Annotated in this window: 20 protein-coding genes and 2 pseudogenes; 16 read left to right on the top strand and 6 right to left on the bottom strand. The window is 65.2% G+C overall.

Going from position 1 to position 24411, the window contains the following annotated elements; translation table 11 throughout:
* The first annotated feature begins 10 nt into the window (after positions 1 to 10).
* Genes SHTP_RS02275 through SHTP_RS02310 form a run of 8 tightly spaced genes read left to right on the top strand, consistent with a single transcriptional unit; the run spans position 11 to position 8852 of the window.
* Complete coding sequence (locus SHTP_RS02275) at positions 11 to 1213, top strand: virulence factor Mce family protein (RefSeq protein ID WP_096369652.1); 1203 nt, start codon at positions 11 to 13, stop codon at positions 1211 to 1213.
* Positions 1213 to 2265 carry an MCE family protein gene (locus tag SHTP_RS02280; protein WP_096369653.1) on the top strand — a complete coding sequence of 351 codons (1053 nt, stop codon included), beginning with the start codon at positions 1213 to 1215 and terminating at the stop codon, positions 2263 to 2265. Before SHTP_RS02275 ends, SHTP_RS02280 begins: the two co-directional genes overlap by 1 nt.
* A complete protein-coding gene (locus SHTP_RS02285; RefSeq protein ID WP_096369654.1) occupies positions 2255 to 3316 on the top strand; it encodes an MCE family protein in 1062 nt (353 codons plus the stop codon). The genes SHTP_RS02280 and SHTP_RS02285 overlap by 11 nt, the downstream gene beginning before the upstream one ends.
* The gene (locus SHTP_RS02290; protein WP_096369655.1) at positions 3313 to 4746 is read left to right on the top strand and encodes a virulence factor Mce family protein; all 1434 of its coding nucleotides are present in this window, start codon (positions 3313 to 3315) and stop codon (positions 4744 to 4746) included. The genes SHTP_RS02285 and SHTP_RS02290 overlap by 4 nt, the downstream gene beginning before the upstream one ends.
* Positions 4743 to 5894: a virulence factor Mce family protein gene (locus SHTP_RS02295; RefSeq protein WP_012396507.1), complete on the top strand. Its 1152-nt coding sequence runs from the start codon at positions 4743 to 4745 to the stop codon at positions 5892 to 5894. Before SHTP_RS02290 ends, SHTP_RS02295 begins: the two co-directional genes overlap by 4 nt.
* 11 nt (positions 5895 to 5905) lie before the next feature.
* Positions 5906 to 7588 carry a virulence factor Mce family protein gene (locus SHTP_RS02300; RefSeq protein ID WP_096369656.1) on the top strand — a complete coding sequence of 561 codons (1683 nt, stop codon included), beginning with the start codon at positions 5906 to 5908 and terminating at the stop codon, positions 7586 to 7588.
* 23 nt (positions 7589 to 7611) lie between these two features.
* On the top strand, positions 7612 to 8352 hold the full coding sequence (locus tag SHTP_RS02305; protein ID WP_172900617.1) for an Rv1363c family protein: 741 nt from the start codon (positions 7612 to 7614) through the stop codon (positions 8350 to 8352).
* Positions 8352 to 8852 carry a hypothetical protein gene (locus SHTP_RS02310; RefSeq protein ID WP_011741710.1) on the top strand — a complete coding sequence of 167 codons (501 nt, stop codon included), beginning with the start codon at positions 8352 to 8354 and terminating at the stop codon, positions 8850 to 8852. Before SHTP_RS02305 ends, SHTP_RS02310 begins: the two co-directional genes overlap by 1 nt.
* A gap of 44 nt (positions 8853 to 8896) precedes the next feature.
* Here SHTP_RS02310 and SHTP_RS02315 read toward each other — a convergent pair whose 3' ends face one another.
* From SHTP_RS02315 to SHTP_RS02340, 6 genes and pseudogenes are all read right to left on the bottom strand, one after another.
* Positions 8897 to 9478, bottom strand: coding sequence for a hypothetical protein (locus SHTP_RS02315; protein ID WP_012396504.1), 582 nt, complete (start codon positions 9476 to 9478; stop codon positions 8897 to 8899).
* A gap of 87 nt (positions 9479 to 9565) precedes the next feature.
* Positions 9566 to 11068, bottom strand: coding sequence for an alpha,alpha-trehalose-phosphate synthase (UDP-forming) (locus tag SHTP_RS02320; RefSeq protein WP_096369658.1), 1503 nt, complete (start codon positions 11066 to 11068; stop codon positions 9566 to 9568).
* Positions 11069 to 11233 carry a hypothetical protein gene (locus SHTP_RS02325; protein WP_011741708.1) on the bottom strand — a complete coding sequence of 55 codons (165 nt, stop codon included), beginning with the start codon at positions 11231 to 11233 and terminating at the stop codon, positions 11069 to 11071. It abuts the gene before it with no gap.
* A 67-nt stretch (positions 11234 to 11300) separates the two neighbouring features.
* A complete protein-coding gene (locus tag SHTP_RS02330) occupies positions 11301 to 11603 on the bottom strand; it encodes an Rv3488 family transcriptional regulator (RefSeq protein ID WP_015357345.1) in 303 nt (100 codons plus the stop codon).
* Positions 11604 to 11751: 148 nt separating this feature from the next.
* Positions 11752 to 14634, bottom strand: a pseudogene (locus SHTP_RS02335) (MMPL/RND family transporter); the annotation flags it as partial.
* A gap of 282 nt (positions 14635 to 14916) precedes the next feature.
* Positions 14917 to 16119: an ISAs1-like element IS2404/ISMul1 family transposase gene (locus SHTP_RS02340; protein WP_420872928.1), complete on the bottom strand. Its 1203-nt coding sequence runs from the start codon at positions 16117 to 16119 to the stop codon at positions 14917 to 14919.
* Between the two features lie 588 nt (positions 16120 to 16707).
* Here SHTP_RS02340 and SHTP_RS02345 point away from each other — a divergent pair.
* The 8 genes and pseudogenes from SHTP_RS02345 (at position 16708) to SHTP_RS02380 (ending at position 24408) form a co-directional block, all read left to right on the top strand.
* The gene (locus SHTP_RS02345) at positions 16708 to 17388 is read left to right on the top strand and encodes an ATP-binding cassette domain-containing protein (protein WP_096369660.1); all 681 of its coding nucleotides are present in this window, start codon (positions 16708 to 16710) and stop codon (positions 17386 to 17388) included.
* Positions 17389 to 17533: 145 nt separating this feature from the next.
* Positions 17534 to 18222: pseudogene (locus tag SHTP_RS02350) on the top strand (ABC transporter permease).
* Between the two features lie 66 nt (positions 18223 to 18288).
* Positions 18289 to 19224 (top strand): enoyl-CoA hydratase, encoded by a 936-nt coding sequence (locus tag SHTP_RS02355; RefSeq protein ID WP_096369661.1) that lies wholly within the window; start codon positions 18289 to 18291, stop codon positions 19222 to 19224.
* Between the two features lie 190 nt (positions 19225 to 19414).
* Entirely contained in the window at positions 19415 to 20659 is a 1245-nt protein-coding gene (locus SHTP_RS02360; protein ID WP_096369662.1) for an aminotransferase class I/II-fold pyridoxal phosphate-dependent enzyme, read from the top strand.
* Between the two features lie 140 nt (positions 20660 to 20799).
* The gene (locus tag SHTP_RS02365) at positions 20800 to 22449 is read left to right on the top strand and encodes a fatty acyl-AMP ligase (protein ID WP_096372277.1); all 1650 of its coding nucleotides are present in this window, start codon (positions 20800 to 20802) and stop codon (positions 22447 to 22449) included.
* On the top strand, positions 22446 to 22688 hold the full coding sequence (locus tag SHTP_RS02370; protein ID WP_011741702.1) for an acyl carrier protein: 243 nt from the start codon (positions 22446 to 22448) through the stop codon (positions 22686 to 22688). The genes SHTP_RS02365 and SHTP_RS02370 overlap by 4 nt, the downstream gene beginning before the upstream one ends.
* Positions 22689 to 22779: 91 nt before the next feature.
* Positions 22780 to 23613 carry an SDR family oxidoreductase gene (locus SHTP_RS02375; protein ID WP_096369663.1) on the top strand — a complete coding sequence of 278 codons (834 nt, stop codon included), beginning with the start codon at positions 22780 to 22782 and terminating at the stop codon, positions 23611 to 23613.
* 3 nt (positions 23614 to 23616) lie between these two features.
* Complete coding sequence (locus tag SHTP_RS02380) at positions 23617 to 24408, top strand: SDR family NAD(P)-dependent oxidoreductase (protein WP_011741700.1); 792 nt, start codon at positions 23617 to 23619, stop codon at positions 24406 to 24408.
* Positions 24409 to 24411 lie beyond the last annotated feature (3 nt).

The following is a 24411-nucleotide window of genomic DNA, read 5'->3' on the forward strand; positions in this document are numbered from 1 at the left end:
CGATAGGGCTATGGCAGGCGGCGGATCGCGACGCACCTCCGCGCGGGTGGCGGCAGCGCTGCTGGCTAGCTTGTTGGTGGCGGGCATCGCCCTGACCTACCTGTCCTACACCTCGGCCTTCACTCCGACCGACACCGTGGTCGTCTCCTCGCCACGGGCCGGGCTGGTGATGGAGAAGGGCGCCAAGGTCAAATACCGCGGAATCCAGGTGGGCACGGTCGAGGACATCTACTACAGCGGCGATCAGGCGCGGCTGAAGCTGGCCATCCGAAGCGCCGAGATGCACTTCATCCCGTCGAACGCGACGGTCCACATCGCCGGAAACACCATTTTCGGCGCCAAGTCGGTGGAGTTCATCCCGCCCAAGACGCCGTCGCCGACCTCGCTGCACCCCAATGCGAAGGTGACGGCCTCCGAGGTTCAGCTCGAGGTCAACACCCTGTTCCAGTCGCTGATAGATCTGCTGCACAAGATCGACCCGGTCGAGTTGAACGGAACGCTCAGCGCGCTGTCGGAGGGGCTGCGTGGTCACGGCGACGACCTGGGCGCGCTGCTGTCCGGCCTGAATACGCTTACCCGCCAAGCCAATCCGAAATTGCCGACGCTGCAGGAGGACTTCCGCAAGGCGGCGATCGTGACCAACACCTACGCCGACGCGGCGCCCGACCTCAACACCGTGTTCGACAGCCTCCCGACGATCAACAAGATGGTCGTGGACAAGCAGAACGACCTGGACACCACGCTGCTGGCCACCATCGGTCTGGCCAACAACGGTTACGAGACGCTGGCGCCGGCCGAGCAAGATTTCATCGCCGCCATCAACCGGTTGCGGGCCCCGGTGAAGGTGGCGCATGACTACTCGCCGGAATTCGGCTGCCTGTTCAAAGGCATCGGGCGCGGAATCAAGGAATTCGCCCCGTTGATCGGCGTCCGCAAGGCCGGCCTGTTCACCTCGTCGAGCTTCGTGTTGGGCTCGCCCTCCTACACCTACCCGGAGAGCCTGCCGATCGTGAACGCCTCGGGCGGTCCGAATTGCCGTGGCCTGCCCGATATTCCGACCAAGCAGACCGGCGGGTCGTTCTACCGGGCACCCTTTCTGGTCACCGACAACGCCAACATCCCCTACGAGCCGTTCACCGAGGTACAGGTCGACGCGCCCTCGACACTGCAATTCGTGTTCCACGGCACCTTTGCGGAACGGGACGACTTCTGATGGCGTCCGGGGGTATGCCGTCGCACCGGTCGATGGTGATCAAGGTCAGCGTTTTCGGGGTGGTCATGTTGGTGGTGGCCGCCGCTTTGGTCGTGGTATTTGGGGATTTTCGCTTTGGGCCCACCAACGTCTACCACGCGACGTTCACCAACGCGTCGCGCCTCAAGGTGGGCCAGAAGGTTCGAATCGCGGGGGTGCCGGTCGGTTCGGTCAAGGCCGTCGACCTCAACCCGGACAACACGATCGACGTGGCATTCGCGATCGACAGGGCGTACACGATGTACTCGTCGACGCGGGCGGTGATCCGATACGAAAACCTGGTTGGTGACCGGTATCTGGAGATCACCTCGGGGCCCGACGAGCTGCGCAAGCTGCCCCCGGGCGGCACCATCAACGCCGAGCACACCCAACCCGCGCTGGATCTGGACGCATTGCTGGGCGGGTTGCGCCCGGTGCTCAAGGGCCTGGACGCCGACAAGGTCAACACCGTCACCGGCGCCGTCATCGAGTTGCTGCAGGGCCAGGGCGGGGCGCTGGCCAACGTGCTCGCCGATACCAGCGCCTTCTCGACCGCGCTGGCCCGACGTGACCAGCTCATCGGCGACACGATCACCAACCTCAACTCGGTGCTGGCCACCGTCGACCAGCGCAGCGCACAGTTTTCGGCCAGCGTCGACCAGCTGCAGCAGCTGATCACCGGGCTGGCCGAGAACAAGGACGTCATCGCGGGAGCCATCCCGCCGCTGGCATCGACGACGACGGACCTCACGGAGCTGCTGAAGAATTCGCGCCGGCCGTTGCAGGGGCTGTTGGAAAACGCGCGGCCGCTGGCCACCGAACTCGACAACCGCAAGGACGAGGTCAACAACGACGTCGAGCAGCTGGGCGAGGACTACCTGAGGTTGGCCGCCCTCGGCTCGTACGGGGCGTTCTTCAACATCTACTTCTGCACGGTGACAATCAAGATCAACGGTCCGGCCGGCAGTGACATCCTGATCCCGATGGGCGGCCAGCCCGATCCCAGCAAGGGGAGGTGCGCTTTTGCCAAGTAGCAAACACGACCGCGACTCGCTTCGCACCGGCATCTTCGGTGTGGTGCTGGTGATCTGCGTGGTGCTCATCGCATTCGGCTACAGCGGACTGCCGTTCCTGCCGCAGGGCAAGACCTACAACGCGTACTTCTCCGACGCCGGCGGCATCACTCCCGGAAACAACGTCTACGTTTCGGGCTTCAAGGTCGGCACCGTCTCGGATGTGAGTCTGGCCGGGGACGCCGCCAAGATCACCTTCAGCGTGGACCGCCACGTCGTGGTCGGCGACCAGTCACTGGCCGCGATCCGCACCGACACCATCCTCGGCGAGCGCTCCGTTGCGGTGACCCCCGCGGGCAGCGGGAATGCCACCACGATCCCGTTGAGCCGCACCACCACCCCCTACACGCTCAATGGCGCCCTGCAGGATCTGGGCGGCAGCGCGAGCAACCTGGACAAGCCGCAGTTCGAGCACGCGCTGCGGGTGCTCACCGAGACGTTGCACGACGCCACCCCGCAGCTGCGCGGTGCACTTGATGGCGTGACCGCGCTGTCGCGCACCCTCAACACCCGCGATGAGGCGCTGCAAGGCCTGCTGGCGCATGCCAAGACGGTGACGGGGGTGTTGTCCGAACGTGCCGCGCAGGTCAACAAGTTGATCCAGGACGGCAACCAGCTGTTCGCGGCCCTGGATGAGCGACGTTCTGCGCTCGGCGCGCTGATCTCGGGGATCGACGACGTTTCGGTCCAGCTTTCCGGGTTTGTCAACGACAACCGCGAAGAGTTCGGGCCGGCACTGAGCAAGCTGAACCTGGTCGTGAGCAACCTCAACGAGCGTCGCGACTACATCACCGAGGCGCTCAAGCGGCTGCCCGCCTATGCGACCACGCTGGGCGAAGTGGTGGGCTCCGGCCCGGGCTTCAACGTCAACGTCTACAGCGTGCTGCCTGCACCGATGGTGGCCATGGTGTTCGACACCGTGTTCCAGCCGGGCAAGCTGCCGGATAGCTTTGCCGACTACCTGCGCGGGCTGATTCAGGAGCGCTGGATCATCAGGCCGAAGTCACCATGATGAAGCAACGTCTCAGTAGTCGGGGTATGCGGACGGTCACCATCGTCGCGCTGGTTGCGGCGTTGGTCGGCGGCCTCTACGTGCTGTTCTCCGGGGGCGAGAGCGGCCGGAAAGTCGTCGCGTACTTCACCTCCGCCGTTGGCATCTACCCCGGGGACGAGGTTCGCATCCTCGGTGTGCCGGTCGGGCGGATCGACTCGATCGAGCCGCGGCCGGCCGACGTCAAGATCACGATGTCGGTGTCCAACGACGTCAAGATTCCGCGGGATGCCCAGGCGCTGATCGTTTCGCCGAACTTGGTGGCGGCGCGGTTCATTCAGCTCACCCCGGTTTACACCGGCGGAGCGGTGCTGCCCGACGGAGCGAGCATCGATCTGTCCCGCACCGCGATCCCGGTCGAATGGGACGAAATCAAGGAATCGCTGACCCAACTGGCTGTCCAGCTCAGTCCGGCGGCCGGCGAACTTCAGGGCCCGCTGGGAGCCGCGATCAACCAGGCCGCAGACACCCTCAACGGCAACGGCGACTCGTTCCACAACGCGTTGCGGGAACTGTCGCAAGTGGCTGGACGCCTTGGTGATTCGCGCAACGACATCTTCAGCACGGTCAAGAATCTGCAAGTGCTGGTCGACGCGCTCTCGCAGAGCAACGAACAGATTGTGCAGTTCGCCGGCCATGTGGCCTCGGTGTCGCAGGTCCTCGCCGATAGCTCGCGCAACCTCGACAACACCTTGGGCACGCTCAACCAGGCGCTTTCGGACATCAAAGGCTTCCTGCGCGAAAACAACTCGACGCTGATCGAAACGGTCAACCAGCTCGGCGACCTCACCCAGACCCTCAGTGACCAGAGCGACAACATTGAGCAGGTGTTGCACGTGGCCGGTCCCGGTATCACCAACTTCTACAACATCTATGACCCCGCACAGGGCACCCTCAACGGGTTGCTTTCCATACCCAACTTCGCCAACCCGGTTCAGTTCATCTGCGGTGGTTCCTTTGACACCGCGGCCGGGAAATCGGCGCCCGACTACTACCGGCGCGCCGAACTATGTCGGGAGCGGCTGGGTCCGGTGTTGCGCCGGCTCACGGCCAACTACCCGCCGTTCCTGTTCCACCCGCTCAACACCATCACCGCCTACAAAGGCCAGATCATCTATGACACCCCGGCCACTCAGGCCAAAGCCGAGACACCGGTTCCGGAGCTGACCTGGATCCCGGCTCACCCCGCACCGCAACCCGCGCCGGGAAACACCACCGATCTGCAGAGTCTGTTTGTTCCCCAGGCCCCCGGGCCCACGCCCGTATCTCCGCCGGGTTACGGTCCCGCGCCCGGGCCTCCGCCCGCGCCGGCCCCGGCCGGACCGGATGCCGGCCTGTCGAGCCCGGCGCCGGGGGCGCCGCTGCCCGCCGAGCAGGGGGCCGGCGGATGAGCCGAATCTGGATACGCAGCAGCGTGTTTGTGGCGTTCAGTGCGCTGCTGGCTGGCTGTCAGTACGGCGGGCTGAATTCCCTGCCGATGCCCGGCACCGCCGGCCACGGTGGCGGTGCGTATTCGGTCACGGTGGAAATGCCGGACGTGGCGACGCTTCCGCAGAACTCACCGGTGATGGTCGACGAGGTCACCGTCGGCAGTGTCTCCGGCATCAATGCGGTGCAGCGACCCGACGGATCCTTCTATGCCGCGGTCAAATTGGCCTTGGACAAGAACGTGGTGCTGCCGGCCAACGCGACCGCGAAGGTCTCTCAGACGTCCCTGCTGGGGTCACTGCACATCGAACTGGCCGCACCGACCGACAAACCCGCCGAAGGCAGGCTCGCCGACGGGTCAAGGATCCCGGAATCGCACACCGGTCGATCTCCCACCACCGAGGAGGTCTTCTCGGCGCTGGGCGTGGTGGTGAACAAGGGCAATGTCGGCGCGCTAGAAGACATCACCGATGAGGTCTACCAGGCGGTCGCGGGCCGGCAAGGGCAGTTCGTCGACCTCGTGCCCAGGCTCGCGGAACTGACGGCGGGCCTCAACAAGCAAGTCGACGACATCATCGGTGCGGTGGACGGGCTCAACCGATTCTCCGCAATCCTGGCCAGGGACAAGGACAATCTAGGCCGCGCGCTGGACACCTTGCCCGACGCGCTTCGGGTGCTCAACAAGAATCGCGGCAACATCGTCGAGGCGTTCTCTTCGCTGAAGAGACTGGCCATGGTCACCTCGAACGTGCTGTCCAAGACCAAGGTGGATTTCGCCGAAGACCTCAAGGGCCTGTACTCGGTTGTCAAGGCGCTCAACGACAACCGCAAGGACTTTGTCTCCTCATTGCAGCTGTTGCTGACGTTCCCGTTCCCCAACTTCGGGATCAAGCAGGCGGTGCGCGGCGACTACCTCAACGTGTTCACCACCTTTGACCTGACTTTGCGCCGGATCGGTGAAACGTTCTTCACCACCGCCTACTTCGACCCGAACATGGCGCACATGGACGAGATCGTGAACCCGCCCAACTTCTTGCTCGGCGAAATGGCCAACCTGTCCGGACAGGCGGCCGACCCGTTCAAGATTCCAGCCGGCACGGCGTCACAGTAGGGGCCGAGACGATGATCGACAAGCTCACCAAGATCCAGCTGTCCATCTTTGCGATCATCACGGTCCTCACCTTGACGGTGATGGGCATCTTCTACTTGCGGCTGCCCGCCACGTTCGGCATTGGTACCTATGAGGTGAGCGCCGACTTCGTCGCGGGCGGGGGCCTGTACAAGAACGCCAACGTCACCTATCGGGGTGTCGCGGTCGGGCGGGTGGAATCGGTTGGCCTGAACCCCAACGGGGTGACCGCGCAGATGCGGCTCAACAGTGGCACCGCCATCCCGTCCAACGTCACAGCCACCGTGAAGAGTGTGTCGGCGATCGGTGAGCAGTACATCGATCTGGTTCCGCCCGACGATCCGTCGGCGGGCAGGCTGCACGACGGATCCCGGATCGAGCGCAACAACACCCGGATCGGCCAGGACGTCGCCGACCTGCTGCACCAAGCCGAGACGCTGGTCAACAGCCTCGGTGATACCCGGCTGCGCGAGGTGCTCCACGAGGCCTTCGTGGCCACCAACGGCTCGGGGCCGGAGCTGGCTCGGCTGGTGGAGTCGGCACGATTGCTGGTCGACGAGGCGAACGCCGACTACCCGCAGGTCTCGCAGTTGATCGACCAGGCCGGGCCGTTCCTGCAAGCGCAGGTGCGAGCCGGTGGCGACATCAAATCGTTGGCCGACGGGTTGGCCCGGTTCACCGCGGAACTGCGCCAGGCCGATCCGGGGCTTCGCAATACGTTGGCCACCGCACCGGATGCCATCGATGAGGCCAACACCGCGTTTTCCGGTATCCGTCCGTCCTTTCCGGCGCTGGCGGCAAACCTGGCCAACCTGGGCAGGGTCGGGGTGATCTATAACAAGTCAATCGAGCAACTGTTGGTGGTCTTTCCGGCCTTGTTCGCCGCGATCACCACCGCCGCCGGCGGTGTGCCGCAGGACGAGGGTGCCAAGCTGGACTTCAAGGTCGACCTGAACGACCCGCCGCCATGCAACGTGGGATTTCTGCCGCCGCCCTTGATTCGGTCACCCGCCGACGAGACGTTGCGTGAACTTCCGCCGGACATGTACTGCAAGGTCGCGCAGAACGACGCCACCACGGTGCGCGGTGCGCGTAACTACCCCTGCCAGGAGTTCCCCGGCAAGCGGGCGCCCACCATTCAGCTGTGTCGTGACCCGAAGGGGTACTTCCCGGTTGGGCGCAACCCCTGGCGCGGTCCGCCGGTGCCCTACGACACGCCGGTCACCGATGGGCTCAACATTCTGCCCCCCAACAAGTTTCCCTACATTCCGCCGGACTCGGATCCGGATCCGGGCACTCCGATTGTGGGGCCGCCACCGCCCGGTGTGATCCCTGGTCCGCCACCGGCGCCCAACCAGCCGGCCCAGCCCGCTCCACCACCCAACGACAACGGGCCGCCGCTGCCGTTCACGTCGTGGATGCCGCCGGACTACCCGCCGCAGGCGCCGCAGATTCCCTACCCCAAGACGCTGCCGCCGCCGCCACCGCCGGTGGGCGTCGGCCCCGAACCCGGGCCGCAGCCACAAGCCAGCGGCCCGGCCTACACCACCTATGACCCGCTCACCGGTGTATTCAAGGACCCGGCCGGTGGCACTGGTATCTTCGTGGGTGGCATCAGCGGAGCGTCCAGCGCGGAGAATTGGGTGGATCTCATGCTTGCTCCAAGGACCATGTAAGCGCTGATGCGGGGGCCTATGTGGTGGAAGTAGTGGAATCGGCAGACGCGGATAAGCAGACGCCGACGCAGCGGGTGCGTCGGCGGGCGTCTCGTGCCGCGGGGCCCGCGAAAAGCGAGTCCGGCGAATCGGATGCGGGTGAAACCACCGTCGGGGTTACCGCCGCACCGAGCACTGCCAAGCGGCCGGCCAAGCCGGCCAAGCCGGCCAGGTCGCTGACGACGGTTCGGCCGCCGCCACGGCGTCCGGCCCACCGCAAGCTGGTCGGATGGCTGTCTGCGGCGGCCGGGCTGGTCCTGGCCGCCGCGCTGGGCACCGGCGTGGCCGTCCTGATGGTGGGGCACCGCGACGCCGAAGCCGTACAGGCCCGCCAGCAACGCTTCGTCGATACCGCCACCCAGACGGTGGTCAACATGTTCAGCTACACGCCCGACACCATCGACCAGGCCGTCAACCGGTTCGTCGACGGCACCAGCGGGCCGCTGCGCGGCATGCTGAGCGCGAACAACAACGTCGAGAACCTCAAGGGTCTGTTTCGCGCCACCAACGCCACCTCGGAGGCGGTCATCAACGGTGCCGCGCTCGAAGACATCGACTCCGTTACCGACAACGCGTCGGTGCTGGTCTCGGTCCGGGTCACGGTCGCCGACATCGATGGGGTCAACAAGCCCTCCATGCCCTACCGGTTGCGGGTCATCGTGCATGAGGACGACACCGGGCGGATGACCGGCTACGACCTGAAGTATCCGGACGGGGGCAACTGATGCGATTGCGGCGGTGGCAGCGGTGGGTGATCACTGTCGCGGCAAGCATGCTGGCTGTCGTCATCGTGGGGTTGGCCGCCCTCGGCGGTTGGTTCTATTGGGACCGAGTGGAGGCGCGCGGGGAGGCCGCGGCGCGCGCGGTGCTGCCCGGGCTGGCCGCCAAAGATATACCCCTGGTCTTCGGATACGACTACCAAACTGTCGAGCGCAGCCTCAATGCCGCCTATCCGTTGCTGACCCCGGCCTATCGCGAGGAATTCGAGAAGAGCGCCAACGCGCAGATCATCCCCGAGGCCAAGAAACGCGAAGTGGTGGTCCAGGCCAATGTCGTCGGCGTCGGAGTCATGGCGGCCAAACGGAATTCCGCGTCGGTGATGGTCTACCTGAACCGCACGGTGACCGACAAATCGCGCCAGCCGCTCTACGACGGCAGCCGACTTCGGGTGGACTACAAGCGCATCGGTGGAAAGTGGCTGATCGCGTACATCACGCCGATCTGAGTTTCCCGCTCACCCGCAGTGTCCTTGGTGCCCTCGGCGCAGTGTCAGTAGCACATCGCAATGTCGTTGCAGTACAACGGGTAACGCTCGATCGGGCTGGGCGGAGGCCCGACCATCTGCAGGGAGAACGGCTCCTTTTTCATGTCCGGCTGCATGCCGCAGACGGCATCGTGCAGTGTTGTATGCGTACCGCTCATCGTTTCATCGCTGAACGCATAGGTGTCGGTGGACGGTGCCGTGCCGCCGCCCGGACACACGACGCCGTCCTGTTTGGTGACGGTGAAGGTCCACAGCACGCTGGATAGCCGAGCTCTGCCGCTGAAGTTCTGCAGCTTTTCCGCCCGGGTTATCGGTGCGTTCGGTGTCGCGCTCACGACGTTGAGGGCACAGTTGAAGGCCCATACCACCGGGTCGGAGTAGTCGTTCATGTTGCGAGTGCCCGACGGCTGATCGCACAGCGCGGTGATTGTCCAGGTCACCCCCGACACCCCGGCCTCATTGAGGGTGTACGCGCCGTCCGGTGGGGGCCCCAGCGCGTGTGCCGGGCTTTCCGATTCCAGTGTCAGCCCCAGCGCGACGGCCGAAACAATGCCAGCGCCGACGGCCAGGCCATGGCGGATCTTCACGCCGAACCTCCCTTGAACGCCTTGCACGCCTTCTCGAGTATCACAGCGTTTCGGCCCGAAAACCATGGCTTTGGCGGCCGGGTTGGTCTAGTCGGCGGCGTCGGCCGAATCGTTGGGGCGCGAGTCGGCCAATGCGTCCAGGAAGGATCGGGCCCAGCGGTCCACGTCGTGAGCAAGTACCTGCCGTCGCATCGACCGCATCCGGCGCCGCCCCGCTTCCTCGGTCTGGTTGAGCGCCTCTTCGATCCCGTCCTTGACGCCTTCCAGGTCGTGCGGGTTGACCAGATAGGCGTGCCGGAGTTCGGCGGCGGCACCGGTGAATTCACTGAGCACCAGGGCGCCACCCAGATCGCTGCGGCAGGCCACGTACTCCTTGGCCACCAGGTTCATCCCGTCGCGCAGCGGGGTGACCAGCATGACGTCGCTGGCCACGAAGAAGGCGATGAGTTCGTTGCGCGGAACGGGCCGGTGTAGATAGTGCACCACCGGATGGCCAACCTCGGCGTACTCGCCGTTGATGTGGCCGACTTGGCGCTCGATGTCGTTGCGCAGGGTCTGGTAGCTCTCCACCCGTTCCCGGCTTGGTGTCGCCAACTGCACCAAGACGGTGTCGTCCCGCTTGACGCGGCCCTCGGCGAGCAGCTCGGAGAAGGCTTTGAGGCGGACATCGATTCCCTTGGTGTAGTCGAGCCGGTCGACACCAAGCAGGATCTTGCGGGGATTGCCCAGTTCGGCGCGAATCTCGCGGGATCGGCGCCTGATGTTACGGTCGTGGGCCGTCTGGTCGAGCGCGCCGGAGTCGATGGAGATGGGAAAGGCGCCGACGCGAATGGTGCGCGATCCCAATATCACCTCGCCGAACCGCGACCGCACCCCAACCGTCCCGCGCGAGGTGTCGGCTCCGACCAGTCTGCGCGACAGGATCAGGAAGTTCTGGGCACCGCCGGGCAGGTGGAAGCCGACCAAATCGGCGCCCAGCAGGCCCTGGATGATTTCGGTGCGCCAGGGGAGCTGCATAAACAGCTCCACCGGCGGGAAGGGGATGTGCAGGAAGAAGCCGATGGTCAGATCCGGGCGCATGGCACGCAACATCTTGGGGACCAACTGCAGCTGGTAGTCCTGCACCCAGACTGTCCCCCCGCGCGCGGCGGCCCGGGCGGTGGCCTCGGCGAACCGGCGATTGACGTCGACGTAGCGATCCCACCATTCGCGCTGATAGATCGGCCGGACGATGACGTCGTGATAGAGCGGCCACAGGGTGGCGTTGGAAAAACCCTCGTAGTACTGGGCGACGTCGTCAGCGCTGAGCCGTACCGGCTGAAGCTGCAATTCGTCTTGGACGATCGGCTCGTCCTGCACGTCCACGTCGTTTTCGACGACACCCGCCCAGCCGACCCAGGCCCCCCGCCGCCGGCGCAACAGCGGCTCGAGGGCCGTGACCAGCCCGCCGGGGCTGCGCTTCCAGACGATGGTGCCGTCGGGAAGCCGCTCCTGATCGACGGGCAGGCGGTTGGCGACAACTACAAAGTCTGAGTCCCCGAAGACCTCCGTGCTTGCAGGTTCCGCGGACTGGCGTCCCCCGGGACCCATTTAGTTCTCGGGCTTCGCCGGTCCAATACCGAGCATGGATAGGAAAACGCGGCATTCGTCGGCATCGTTTGCGTAGGCCGCGACGACACGCCTGGCCTGGTTGGCGGTGCTATCGGCGAGTGGCTCCACGTCGCCGATATCGCCATGATCAGTTTTTGTAGGCATCACACAACTGTAGGCCACACCCGTATTGCGTTGCAGCGATCGCCCTGGTTGGCGCGCTCAGCTCGGCTTAGAGGTCGCTGCCCAAGACCTCGCGAGCCAGCTCCCGCAGGGCCCGGCGATCCTCGGTCAGCGCCGCCCGTCCGGCGGGGGTGGCCCGGTAGACGCGACGCGTGCGGCCGTCGACAACCCGCTGCTCAGACAGCAGCAGACCGTCGGCCTCCAACCGATGCAGGGTCGGGTACAAGGTGCCGGGGCTGACCTTGTAGCCGTGCCGGCTCAGCTCCTCGGTCAGCCAGGCGCCGTGAACCTCATCGTCGGCGGCGTGATGCAGGATGTGCAATCGCACCGCCGCCCGCTGGAATTCCCGCACTCACACCACCTCCACGTAGTGACGAAACCGATATCGGATTGCGATTCTAGGCTCATGACGCGGTGGCCGAGGGCCGGGCCGGATCTCCCGCTAGCCCGATGCGGTTCTGCGGAGGTACCGAACCGACGCCGCCAGCACCGAAGTGGACAGCCAGCGTCGCGCCGAGGCGATGCGCTTGCGCAACCAAGGTCCCCCAGCGGCGAGGGCCCGCCAACGAAGCGCGCAGGAACGGCGGCGGCGACCACCAGAACCACCGACCCAATAGGCCCATGATCGCGGGCACCGCGAAGATGCGCACCACCAGCGTGTCGACGATGAGCCCGGCCCCGATGGTGGTGCCGACTTGCTCGATGCTGAGCACGTCGCTGGACGCCATGGCAAACATCGTGATCGCAAAGACGATGCCCGCGGTGGTGACTACCCCGCCGGCGCCACCGAAGGCACGGATCGTTGCCGTGCGAAGACCGACCCCGCGGTCCGGGTGGGCGAGTACCTCCTCGCGCACCCGCACCGTGAGCAGCAGGTTGTAGTCGGCGCCCACCGCCACCAACGAAATGAAGGCCATGGACTGCACCGCCCAGTGCAGGTCCTTGCCCAGCAGGTCGTGCCAGATGAACGTGCTGATGCCCAGCGCCGACAGATACGAGACGATCACCGCACCGATAACCACCGCCGCCGCCACCGGGCTGCGCAGCATCAACAGCACGATCAGAAACACCAATGCCAGCGCTGCCGCGGCAAGCAAGACAAAGTCGTGGTGGACGTACCCGCGCAACTCGGCGGTCGCGGTGCCGAAGCCGGCGATGTTCACCGTGCTTCCGGCCAGCACGCCCTCCTTGGTAGCGGCCTTGACGGCGGCGACGATCTGCGGAGACCGGTTGGCGCCATCCCCGCCGAAGACCGCGCCGTCGCCGAACACCAGCAGCCGAGTCACGTGTCCGTCGGGGGAGAAGTACAGGTTGGCCGCTCGCTGGAAGCGCGGGTCATTCCAGGCCTGCTGGGGCAGGTAGAAGGTGCCCTCGGCGCTGCCCTGAAAGCCTTGGCGCAGGCCCCGCAGATAATCAATGATGTCCGAAATCGCGGTGTGCGCATCGTGCACGGCGTCGGCGAGTTGTGCGGTCGTCGCGCTGAGCTGTGCCATGTCGGCGCCCATGATGGCCAGGGACTGATCGGCGGTGGTCAGGGACTTGGCCGTGTCGGACATTCCCGCGCCCAGCTGTGATGTTCCTTTGGCAAGCGAATTCGTTTCCACCACAATGGAATCAGCCAGATCGATCACCTTGAGTACCAATGCGCACACCGGGTCGCTCGGGCAATTGGCAACGCTGTTGGTGTAGTCGCGCAGCGGGTTCAGGTATCCCGAGACCTGCGCCGCGGTGTCGTGCAGTTGAACCAATCGGGAGTCCATGGCGTCGATGCCGGAGTTGACCCGGCCGAGCCCGTTCGCACTGCCGGAAAGCTGTTCCTGCAGACGTGATATCGCCGCAGAGAACCGCGATAGCGTCGGCGCAATCACATTGATCGAGGAGAAGCGGTGATCCAGCTGGGCGATGCGCTGATCGAGCCGGTCGCCGATGGCGCCTGCCTGGTTGGCCAGCGTCGCTTCGTCGGGCACCGAACCTGCTGGGCGGGAGGCGGACTGCACCATCCGGATGCCGGGAATCGTCATCAGCTGGCGGGTCACCCGCTCGATCGCGATCACGCCGGTGGGATTGCGTAGATCGTGGTCGGTCTCGATGGATACGGTCTCCGGAAGTAGTTGGTTCGGCGGGAAGTGCCGGTCGGTGGCCTGGTAGCCCCGGTTGGCCAGGGTGGAGTCCGGTTCTGCGGCGGGCTCGTTGAAACCGAAGGTCAACCCGGTGATGGGCAGCGTGCAGATCAGCAGAACGAGAGCCGCGGCCACCAGAACGGGGCCTGGCCAGCGTGCCACCATGGTGCCGATACGCCGCCAGCGTCGATGGATCGGCCGGTCCACCGTCCTCGGCTGCGCCAGTCCACGGCGTCCCGCGAGGTCCAGCAAGGCCGGTAGCAGGGTAAGCGAGGCGAGCATCCCGATGAGAACGCCTACCGCGCAGGGCAGTCCGGCGCTGCGCAGCAACCCGACATCGGCGAAGGTCAGACACGACAGGGCGGCGGCGAGGGTGAGCGCGGAGGCCAGGACTACCGGCATCACGTTGCGATTGGCGGCCAGCAGCGCTTGTTCGTGCTCGACGCCGTCGCGGCGCGCCTCGTGATAGCGCCCGAGCAAGAAGATCGCGTAGTCTGTAGCTCCGCCGAGCACCATGGCACCCAGCAACGCGACCGAGAAGACGGAAACCTCGAGAAGATTGTGCTGGCCGAGTAGTGAAACGATCGAACGGCCGACCGCCAGGCCGAGTCCCACTGCCACCAGCGGAATCGTGGCGGTAATCACGGATCGGTACACCGCGAGCAGCAGTAAGGCGATGAGAACCACGGTCACACCGGTCAGTAGCAGCATCTGCCGATCGATCTCGCCGAATTCGTCGGCGACGGTGGCGCCCGGGCCGGTGACGTAAGCCCGCAAACCCGGTGGGGTGGGCTGGTCGGCCACGGTCCGCCGCACCGCGTCCAGCGCCGCGTTCGCCTGCGCCGCACCGAGATCCCCGGCCAGTCGCAGCATCGTGTATTGGGCCTCGCCGTCGGTGCTGACGGCCGCCTTGGCGGTATAAGGGTCCGACCGTAGGTCCATGGCCGACACCAGACTCGTGGGGTCGGAGCGCAGTTTGGCCAACAACTTGTCGTAGAAAGCGCGCTCTGCCGGCCCGAGCCGGTGATCGCTCTCCAGCACGAGATAGTTGATGTTGCCGGCGTTGCCGTCGCGGAACTGCTCGCCCATCCTGGCGCCCGCGACCGATACCGGCGCGTCGGCGGGAAGGAACCCGCGGCCGTGGGAACGGGCCGTGCTTTCGGCCTGCGGGATCAACAGGTTGCCCACGGTGGCGCCGACGATCCAGAGCCCCACAATAAGCACGGCGTATCGACTGGTGATTTTGGTAAAGCGATCCCACACGGGATGTGAAAGTACCGGAATTCCACGCGCACCCTTGTGAGCTGTACCACTAGGGGGTATTTAGTTTGACTCCGTGCCACCGCGATCGACCGTCGGCAGCCACGGTATTCATTAGCCAAATTGGCTGCGATCGGCTATTTGTATAGCGAAGGAATATGTGGGCCGCGGCATTCGATTGACAAGTCGTATCAAATGCCCGCTGACGCGCTATTTCCCCCGCCGGCTGGGTTGGTGTCAGGCGGCTCGACCAGTGGGTATGACCCAGGGCTCCGGCGTTGTTGATTAGCAGGATTGTGAGCTGGGGAATTGTGGATTGAGGAGGTCTAGGCGGCGGTTGGCGGTCAAAGCGGTGATCCGGCAGGCTTCGGCGATGTTGTCGGCGCCGTTGAGGCGGTGCAGATTGATCGCGGTGTTGCGTAGCGTTGCTAGGACCTGTGCGCCGTTTCCGGTATGTGCCCTTTGACGGTCTTCGTCGAAGGTGACGTCGCGTATCCAGTGCAGGCTGTTCTCGATTCCCCAGTGTTGACGCATCCAGGTCATGATCGCGGTAGGGCGGGCGTGCTCGAACGGCAGGCTGCAGATGGCATAGACCACCTCCACGCTGCGCTGGTCGGTGGTGGTGATCAAGCGTTCACGAGTGATCCGGATGATTTGTTTTGCGTAGGGGAAGCCGATTCCTCGTGCAGTGGTGATGATTTGCAGGGTGCGGGTCTCGACACGGCCGTGGCCGCGGGAGTCGTCGGTAGCGGCTGCGGGCACCTCGGCCCAGGGCAGCGCGGTGATACGCGCAAGTATTTTGGCTTGGTTGGACTTGACGATCATCAGGTAGTGCGACTTCAAGGTGGCGCAGATCAACTTCGCGGTGACGACCTGGGTATGCATCGCATCCACGGTGACCAGCCACCGCAAGCTACCCGGCAGCAGCGTGAGCAGGGCACGTACGCAGGGAATTTCATTGCTTTTCTCGGCGACAGCGAGTTGACCGAGCACCAATCGGGCACGGTGGGCGAACACCGACACGAGATGCGTGGCTGTCGCTTTGGCGCGTAAAGCACCACGCAGCATCTTGCCGTCCAACGCGATCGGCACCAATCCACTGGGGTCGCTGCTGGCCACGTGTGCAGTGAAGTAACTGCCCATCCTGGCGTTGAGGTCGGCGGGGTCTAGCCGAGACAAAACAGCGCGGAAGGTCTTCTCACTGGGCCGCCGGAACCGGACCCCTAATTGGGCCAACACATCATCGGGAGCGGTGGCCGCCCATGTGGCAAAACCAGCATAGCCGCGCATCCCCGCGGCAGTGGCCAGAACCGCGATCGCCAACAAAGCCATCAGCGAATACCTCCGACCGCGTGGGTCCCTCGGGTCTGGCACCGAGGCCAACACATCGAGAAACTCCGATCCGATGAGCTCGCTGCGCTCACCAGGACTCCAGCGGTCGAACACCTCTGGAACCGACGACACAGGCAATACTGAAACGGTAGGCACGGGCAACTCCAGACCAACGACGAACAGTAACCAACTCGATCGTTCTCCAGATAGCCCGTGCCTACACTCCGGCCCCAATAGCGCGGCACCAAAGATCATCAACCCAGCTCACAAGCCTGCTAATCAACAACGCCGGAGCCCTGGGGTATGACCGCTTTTCACCGCCCTTTGCGGGAAGTGCGGTGAAACGTTGCTGGCCGCCGTGTCGACAAGGCGGTAAGTCTCCTTTGTCAACCTTTTTGACAATCGGGTATCAGCAAATTCCCAGGGGGACGTTCAGGTAACTCCAAGTTGTGCGGAAGCCCGTGTTCGATCGCCCGGCGGGGAGCGGGGGTCTTCGTCTGCAAATCTATTCACCGTGAGGTTTTTGTTTGATTTCACCGCGCCGCCGGGATTTATCGGAGGAGAAAACCTAATTCCCTCAACCGTGAAACCCGAAGGCGGACACCGGTGAGCCAGTGGGTCCTACGGAATCGGTCTTCGATATCGGCTTTCGATAGTGTTGTTGGTCGAGACTGCCGGGTCTGGCGGCCGGCTTCATGATCGGCTGGTCAGATCGAGAGCCCGCACACGTTGGGAGGTGCCGTAGTGGGCGAGGGCCCGGTGTTCGAGTTGGTCGATGTGGTCGTCCAGCGCGACCGGGTTCGCGCGCTGGATGGGTTCACCGCCGCGGTTCCGGCGCAGGGTGTGACGGCGGTGTTCGGGCCATCGGGATCGGGCAAGTCGACAATGTTGCGCCTGTGTAATCGACTGGAGGTGCCAACGAGCGGGCGAGTGTTCTTCTGGGGCAACGATATTGCTGAGTGTGACCCGCTGTGGCTGCGGCGCCGAGTGGGCATGTGCTTCCAGCGTCCGACGCCGTTTGCGGGCACCGTGGCCGATAACCTCCGGGTCGCTCGGCCGGACGCCTCCGAAGCTCAGATGGCCGAAACCCTGGCCCGGGTTGCGCTGAGGGGATCGTGGCTGGATCGCGATGCCACCGCGCTATCGGGCGGAGAGGCGCAGCGGATGTGCCTGGCCCGGACCTTGCTGGTGCAACCGCAAGTCTTGTTGCTCGACGAACCAACCTCGGCGGTCGACGCCGACGGGGCCGCGGTGATCGAGGGCGCGGTCCGGGAACTGGCGGACGACGGGATTCCGGCGCTGTGGGTCACCCACGATGCGGCTCAGGCCGAGCGCGCCGCCGACCGCATTCTGCATATCACCCGGGGGCGCTGCACCGGCCTCGATTCGGTTGTGGACAGGCCCGCAGACGGGCAGGTGAGCTAGTGAACGGTCAGATCGGGTGGATAGGGCTGGCGACTTCGCTGGCCCTGGTCGCGTTCGCGGCGGCTATTTCGCTTTGGCAGCGATTGGGCTTGGAGCGGCAGGTGGTCTCTGGGCGGCGGCCCGCGCGCCGGTGCAGCTGCTGCTGGTGGGGGGTGCGTTGACCCTGCTGTTCGAGCCGGGGCGCTCGCTGTGGTGGTCCTGGGCGTGGATCGCCGGGATGATCGGCTACGCCGGGGATGTGGCACGCCGGAGGGCGCCGGAGGTGCCGCGGCTAGCGCTGCTGGCGGTCGCCGCATTTTCTGCTGCGGCGGTGCTCACCCTGGGAGTGATTTTCGGGCTAGGGGTGTTTCCCCTGCAGGCACGCACCGTGGTGCCGATCGCCGGAATGATGATCGGCAACTCGATGACCGCGATGGTGCTGGTGGCTCGCCGCCTCGTCGACGAACTGCGCGACAAGCGCGACGAGGTGGAGGCGAGACTAGCGTTGGGGCAGCCCTCCCGTCAGGCCGCCGCCCCTACCTGCGGACCTCGTTGCGGTCAGCGATATCGCCGCAGATCGAGACCACCAAGGCCACCGGGTTGGTGTTCCTGCCCGGCGCCATGACCGGGCTTATCCTGGCCGGTGTATCACCGCTGCAGGCCGTGCTGGTGCAGGCGGTCGTGATGTTTTTGATCCTCGGCTCGGTTGCGGCCACCACCGTGGTCGTCGGGCTCGGTCTGGTCCGCCTGGTGTTCACCCGCGATCATCGGCTGCGACCGTTGCGGCAGCCAACCGGGGTCCACGGGGGCCCCAGTCGCGCCCGACCGTCCGGCCGGCGGGCAACCCAGCGATGACCCGCTTACACAATGGACGTAATCTGTAAAGATCCACGCAAGCCCAGGACAAGTTAGGCGGGCGCAATGACACTCTCCGAGCAGGCCGACACCAGCGCGGAGGGTGTCGCCCCCGCCGAACTGGTGGCCTACGAAACCCTTGATGAGGGCCGTATCGCCCGGATCTGGCTCAACCGGCCCGAGGCGCACAACGCGCAGAACCGCACCCTGTTGGTGCAGCTGGACGAGGCGTTTGGTCGAGCCGAGGCGGACGACACCGTGCGAGTGGTGATTCTTGCCGCGCGTGGCAAGAACTTCTCCGCCGGACACGATCTCGGGTCCGAGGCGGCGCTGCTGGAACGCAAACCCGGGCCGGCGCAGCATCCGACCTTCCGATCGCACGGTGGGACCCGCGACGCGGTAATGGAGAAGCTCTACCTGCAGGAGTGGCACTTCTACTTCCAAAACACCTGCCGCTGGCGCGATCTGCGCAAGATCACCATTGCCCAGGTACAGGGCAATGCGATCTCGGCGGCGCTGATGCTGATCTGGGCCTGCGATCTGATCGTCGCCGCGGACAATGCCAAGTTCAGCGACGTGGTGGCGGTGCGTCTGGGGATGCCCGGGGTCGAATACTATGCCCATCCTTGGGAATTCGGGCCGCGCAAAGCCAAAGAGCTGTTGTTGACCGGTGATTCGTTAGACGCTGAGGAGGCGTACCTGCTAGGCATGGTGTCCAAGGTTTTCCCTGCCGATGAGCTGGCGGACAAGACCCTGCAGTTCGCCCGTCGTATCGCCGAACGTCCTACCATGGCGGCGTTGTTGGTCAAGGACTCGGTCAACGCGGCTTCCGACGCGATGGGATTCACCGAGGCGCTACGGCACGCGTTTCACGTGCACGAGCTGGGGCACGCACACTGGGCGGCCCACAATGAGAACCGGTACCCGATTGGTCTGCCGCCCGACGTCGAGGACTGGCGTACGGCCGGGCCGACCCAGGTGGCTCGACGCGATACGCCCTGAACCCGGCCGTGACGCGGTTGTCAAGAACCGGTACCAAACCACAAAGTATGTTCAGGCGGCCCCCGGGGCGTTCCCGTTGCGGACTGGTTGAATCCGGTTTTTCGGAACCAAATTCCAAGATTCTGCGCCATTGCTGTCACTTGACAGAAAGCATCCCTTAAGTGGCCTAACTTGGTGTCTAATTACACGCGTGCTTAATACGTCGCGGTTGAACCTGCACGCGCGGGTAGAGCGGGACAGTCGCTTGGCCGCCTTCCGGCACTACGGCGCTCGCATGGAATTGCCGTTCTTTCGGACCGTGGAGTCCGCCCCCGGGCCGACCACCGTCGTCGAAGGACAGCCCCGGGTGATGTTCGCCTCGAACAATTCCCTGGGCCTAGGTGGCGACCCTCGCTTGGTTGAGGCGGCGAATCGGGCGACCGAGCGCTACGGGCCCTCGTGTGCGGGGGCGCCTCCGTTCTGCGGCACGCTGCAGATCAAGGTCGAGCTCGAAGAGTTACTGGCCGACTGGTACGGAACCGAGGCGGCGTTGGTCTACAACAGCGGATACCTGACCAACGTGGGCGCGCTCACCGCCCTGTTGGGCGTCACCGATCTGGCGTTTCCCGATAGCGAAGCGCACGCATCGATCCAGGACGGCATCCGGCTGTCCGGGGCCAGCTCGCGGTTCTTTGCGCACAATGACCTCGATGCGCTGGAACGCAATCTGATCCGCACCGCTGACCGCGGCGGCACCAAACTCATCGTCGTCGACGGGCTTTACTCGATGCAGGGCGACATCGCGCCGATGGCCCGCATTGCGGCGCTGGCCAGCAAATATAACGTGGGCCTGTTCGTAGACGAGGCGCACAGCGTCGGCGTCTTCGGGTCGCGGCGCACCGGAATCGCCGAAGAATTCGGATGTGCCAAGGATGTCGACGTGTTGATGGGCGGCATGTCGAAAGCGATCGCCTCCACCGGCGGTCACATCGTTCGATCCCAAGACCTGATTGATGTGCTCAAGTTGCACTCCAATGCCCATATCTTCACCGCAACGGCCGCGCCGGCCGCGTTGGCCGCAAGCGCTGCGGCGATCGAAATCATTCGCGGCCCGGAGGAGGCACAGCGCGCCGCCGCAGTCCTGGCCAACGCCCAAGCCCTGCACGACGGTCTGGTCGCACAGGGCTTGCAGGTGCGAGGAGGGATAGTCCGGGCCTACGGTTCGGGCGCGATGGCACCGCATGTGTCGGTTTGGATCGGGCGGGAAAGCCAAGCGATCGCCGCGTGGAACCGAGCCTTCGACGATGGTGTCTTCTGCGCGCTGGCGCTTCCGCCCGCGGTCGGTGAGAACGAGGCATTGATGCGGTGCAGCGTGTCGGCGGGTCACTCGACGGCCCAGATCGAGCGAGCGGTCAAAGTCATTGCCGCCGCCGTGCTTGGCGCACGAGACAAATGATCGCTGAGTGTCAAATTGCTGGCTGATGTTAACAATTTGGTGTCAAGAAATTCAATCGACAATGCTCGTTCGCGCGCAATCTTCGGAAATCGCGATAACCGCTCAGGTGCTAGTCCGTCAAGATGGGAAGCGGCAGGAATATGAGTAGGTTTACCGACGCCATCGCAACGACCGCTAGCAATTCCCCGCGGGGTTTGCACTTCGGCGCCGCGGGTGGATTGCGGTTTGCCAGCTGGCGCGACATTCATCAGACGGCGGTGCGGGTTGCGGGCCGGTTGTCGGCGGAGGGAGTCACCCGCGGCAGCAGGGTGACCGTGCTGGCCGCCGGGCCCGAGGATGTCGCTCCCGTCGTACAAGGCATCTGGCGGCTGGGCGCCGCGATGACGATGCTGCAGCAACCGACCTCGCAGGCCGATCTGGCCGGGTGGCACGCCGGTACGTTGCGCGCGCTGGCGTTGCTGGACACCCGCTGGGTGGTCATCGGGGAGCCTTTCCTTGCTGCGGCCGAGACCTTGCGTGCGGCGGGATACCGCGTCATCGAGATAGGTGAGAGCTGGCCCGAACTTGCGGCCACCGAGGAGCCGACCGGCGAGGACGACGTCGCGCTCTACCAACTCACATCGGGATCGACAGGAGATCCCAAGGCCGTCGCGATCACCCATGGCAACCTGTTCGCCGACGTCGCAGCCATGACGGCGGAGGTGCATTTGGACCCCGAGGTCGACATCACCGCGAGTTGGCTTCCGCTGTCACATGACATGGGGCTGATCGCCTACCTGATCTCTCCGATGTTCGCCGGCAACGGCGCGGTCTACATCACGCCGACGGAGTTTGTGGTGTCCCCGCTCAAGTGGATGCAGATCCTGACCGAGCGGCGGGCCACCATCACCGCGGCGCCCAACTTCGCGTACTCGATCATCAGCCGCCGACTCAGCGCGATCGAGGACGGCACCTACGACCTGGGTGCCCTACGCTGCGTCGTCACGGGTGCGGAGCCCATCGATCCCGCGACCATGGCGGAGTTCGCGCGGCAAGCCGGGCGCTTTGGACTGCGCCACACGGCGCTCGGCGCCGCCTACGGTCTGGCCGAAGCGACCGTCGCGGTGTCGTTTTCGCCTGTCGACAATCCGCTCACGACCGAGTCGGTGTGCGTCGAGGAACTGGAAAACCGGGGTCTGGCGCTACCGGCGTGCTCCTGCGGGGGGCCGACGAAACAGTTCGTGACACTGGGGCCCCCGATGTCCGGGGTCGAGGTGCGGATCGTCGCCGCCGACGGCAGCAACCTGCCGCCGCGCCGCATGGGCGAGATCGCGATCGCCGGCGACGCCGTGGCCCGTCACTACCTCACGACGGACGGAGAGGTCGCCGCCGTGGACCCGGACGGCTGGCTTTTCACCGGCGACCTCGGGTACCTCACCGAGGGCGGCGAAATCGTCGTGTGCGGGCGCCGCAAGAACGTCATCATCGTCGCCGGCCGCAATATCTTTCCCGCCGACATCGAGCGGCTGGCCGCGTCGGTCCACGGCATCAGGCGCGGAGGTGTTGTCGCGTTCGGGGTCACCCTGGCCGATCGGCGCGAGGAGATCAGGATCGTCGCCGAGACCGTTGCGGACCCGTCCATCGAGGACGGCCGGGAATTGCGCCGCCAGATCGCCCAGAATGTGCGCGGCGCAACGGGCTTGAGCCCGACGGTGCTGCTGGTCGGCAAGGGTAACGTCCCCAAGACCGCGTCGGGCAAGATCCGTCACGTCATGGCACGAGAACTCTTCGGAGAGGTCAGTCCAGCATGAATCCACTCGATCAAGCGATTCTGTCCGTTATCGCGTCGCTGGCGCCCGACCACATGGCACCGGTAACCGTCGATTCGTATCTGGTTGATGACTTGGGCTATGACTCGCCACGCAAGATGGAACTCGTCGCGGCCTTGGAGAACCGCCTGCAGATGCGGCTCAAAGATCCCGAAATCCCGCTCGAGACGGTGGGCGAAGTGATCGGGTGGGTCAACCGGCACGTGGGCGAGACGGCGTAGTCGGTCCGCGCGCCGGGGGGAGCCGCAGCGGCGATCATGGTGCATGGTTCTATGACTAGAACCTGTTGCAGTTTTGGCGTGAGGGGTCCAGATGCAGCTTTCGTTCCAAGACCGGACGTACCTGGTCACCGGCGGCGGTAGCGGAATCGGAAAGGGAGTGGCCGCCGGGCTGGTCGCGGCCGGAGCCTCGGTCATGATCGTCGGCCATAACCCCGACAAGCTCGCCGGCGCGGTACAGCAACTCGAAGCGTTAGGTGCCAACGGCGGCGCCATCCGGTACGAACCCACCGACATCACCAACGAGGACGAGACCGCCCGCGCGGTGGATGCGGTTACCGCCTGGCACGGCCGGCTGCATGGAGTGGTGCACTGTGCGGGCGGATCGGAGACCATCGGACCGATCACCCAGGTCGACTCCGAAGCGTGGCGCCGTACGGTCGACCTCAACGTCAACGGCACCATGTACGTCCTCAAACACGCCGCAAGAGAGATGGTGCGGGGCGGCGGCGGATCGTTTGTCGGCATCTCCTCGATTGCGGCCAGCAATACCCATCGCTGGTTCGGTGCCTACGGTGTCACCAAGTCCGCGGTCGATCACCTGATGCAGTTGGCCGCCGACGAGCTCGGCGCGTCGTGGGTCCGGGTAAACAGCATCCGCCCCGGCCTGATCCGCACCGACCTCGTCGCAGCGATCACCGAGTCCGCGGAGTTGAGCTCCGACTACGCGATGTGCACGCCGCTGCCCCGCCAGGGTGAGGTCGAGGACGTCGCCAACATGGCGATGTTTCTGCTCAGCGATGCCGCCAGCTTCGTCACCGGACAGGTCATCAATGTCGACGGCGGCCAGATGCTGCGGCGCGGCCCGGACTTCTCGGCGATGCTGGAACCGGTGTTCGGCCGTGACGCACTGCGCGGATTGGTCTGACCCATGACTCGACTGGTTGGACAGCGAATCCTGGTGACCGGCGCCGGCTCCGGCATCGGCCAGGCCACGGTGTTGCGGCTACTGGACGAGGGGGCCACGGTGGTTGGCGCCGATATCGATGCGGATGGCCTATCCAGAACCCAGGCGCGCACAGCCGAGGCCGGGACCGGCGCCAGACTCACCACGTGCCAGATCGACGTCGCTGACGAGAAGTCGGTGGTCGACGGCGTTGGCGCGGCGGTCCAGGCGCTCGGCGGTCTGGATGCGCTGGTCAACGCCGCCGGGATGTTGCGTGCCGCGCACACGCATCAAACCAGCATCCAACAGTGGAACCAGATCATCGCGGTCAACCTGACCGGCACCTTTCTGGTGGTCCGGGAAGCACTGCCGGCGCTGCTCGACAATCAGCGCAGCACCGTGGTGAACTTCAGCTCCACCTCGGCCGCGTTTGCCCATCCGTACATGGCCGCCTACGCGGCCAGCAAAGGCGGAGTCCAGGCGTTCACCCATTCCTTGGCCCTCGAGTACGCCCGAGACGGTCTACGAGCGGTGTGCGTGGCGCCCGGGAGCATCAAGTCCGGCATCACCGACGCCACCGGCGGGTACATCCCGGCGGACGCGAATTGGTCGCTGTTCACCCGGCTGATGCCGATTCTGCCGACCACCGAGACCTCCAGTGGCGCCGGAATGGCCGATCCCTCCGTCGTGGCGGGCGTGATCGCGATGCTGGTATCCGAGGATGGCGCCTTCATCACCGGCACCGAGATCCGCATCGATGGCGGAACTCACGCCTGACTC

This window comes from Mycobacterium ulcerans subsp. shinshuense, from assembly GCF_002355775.1.
Lineage (GTDB): Bacteria > Actinomycetota > Actinomycetes > Mycobacteriales > Mycobacteriaceae > Mycobacterium > Mycobacterium marinum.